This is a genomic window from Vibrio sp. 1978, from assembly GCF_033344345.1.
The window spans coordinates 1-1,188 of sequence record NZ_JAWPOP010000119.1; the positions used below are offsets into that span (position 1 = coordinate 1).

The following is a 1,188-nucleotide window of genomic DNA, read 5'->3' on the forward strand; positions in this document are numbered from 1 at the left end:
CCATAGAGGATGGACAATAGGAGAAGAGGCACTGACATACGAAAAATTAAAAAGCCTCGCAAAAGCAAAACAACCCTAAAAAGGGCTGTTATCTGATAAGGCTTATCTGGTGCCATTTCTTAAACCTTTCCAGAATCCTTCCATCTAAAATAAGTTCTTCGACTAATACCAAGATCTTCCCAAGGCTTGAGTGTTCTTTCTGAATTGGCTACAGGCTTACGCTTAGATGCTTTACCGCCTTTAGCTCCTTTCTTAGCTTGGCTCTGACGGAACTTCTCAGGCGTGAACTCTCGATACGTCCAGTTAGCGATTGACTTCGCTATTGCTTTCACTTCTGACACAGGCAAAGGGACATTGAACTGGCTATTCGTGCTTTCTACTTTGTCGTATACGGCTGCATTCCACTTTCTTTTGTAGTTAGGTGCCCAGTATTCTCGAATCGCTCTATATGCCCACTGACGAGTGTTATCGAACAACTCACAGTTACGGCCAAGACCAGACGTTTCGCTACCACGTAACGGGTGGCCTTTCAGATCGAGGTATTCCGCCAGTTCATCGAGTGTGTACTCGTACTCTGTCCAAAACTCATTTTGCCAATGTGGGTGCAGTGGATTTTTCGTCAGTAGTCCTGCGAATCCACGATCCGCTTTCAGACGCTCAATCATCGCGGATTCAATCGCAGCTGCGTAGCGAATAGGTTCACTATGCGCGATATCAGACGTACAGAATGGAACTTTCAAGCGATACGCAATGTGTGCGTGTGCGTTCTCTGGGTTCTTTGAAGTCCAATATGGTGTGGGAAGATCGTTGTCGTACCAAGCCAACACACCGCCTTGTCGATCAATATCAAAGACAAGGTAAGTGACCAACTTCGGTTGGTTCACTTGCAGATATTTTTTCTTAATCGCTGTACTTTTTGGGCGTATGTAAGTGACACCGAGTTCATCGGTGCAATACGGCTTATGAGGAAGCGTCTCGATTAGATCGAGTTGAAATGCGTTTGATTGTTTAGCTTTCACACATAACTGCACTTATGGCGGTTACGTGTGGATTGTCTTTGTCTTTCCATGTGTTAAAATTACCTTAAGCTTTAGCCCTGATAACTCTCCATTCCGCCAAGTTTGAATGAGTTTCGGGGCTTTGTTTTATCTAGAGTTAATCTTACTCCTCAATACCTTACTTCGCAAT

At 44.4% G+C, this 1,188-nt stretch carries 1 protein-coding gene; it reads right to left on the reverse strand.

Annotated elements, in window-relative coordinates; genetic code table 11:
* Positions 1 to 119: 119 nt before the first annotated feature.
* Entirely contained in the window at positions 120 to 1,019 is a 900-nt protein-coding gene (locus tag R8N49_RS24890; protein ID WP_276432454.1) for a replication initiation protein, read from the reverse strand.
* Between the last annotated feature and the right edge of the window lie 169 nt (positions 1,020 to 1,188).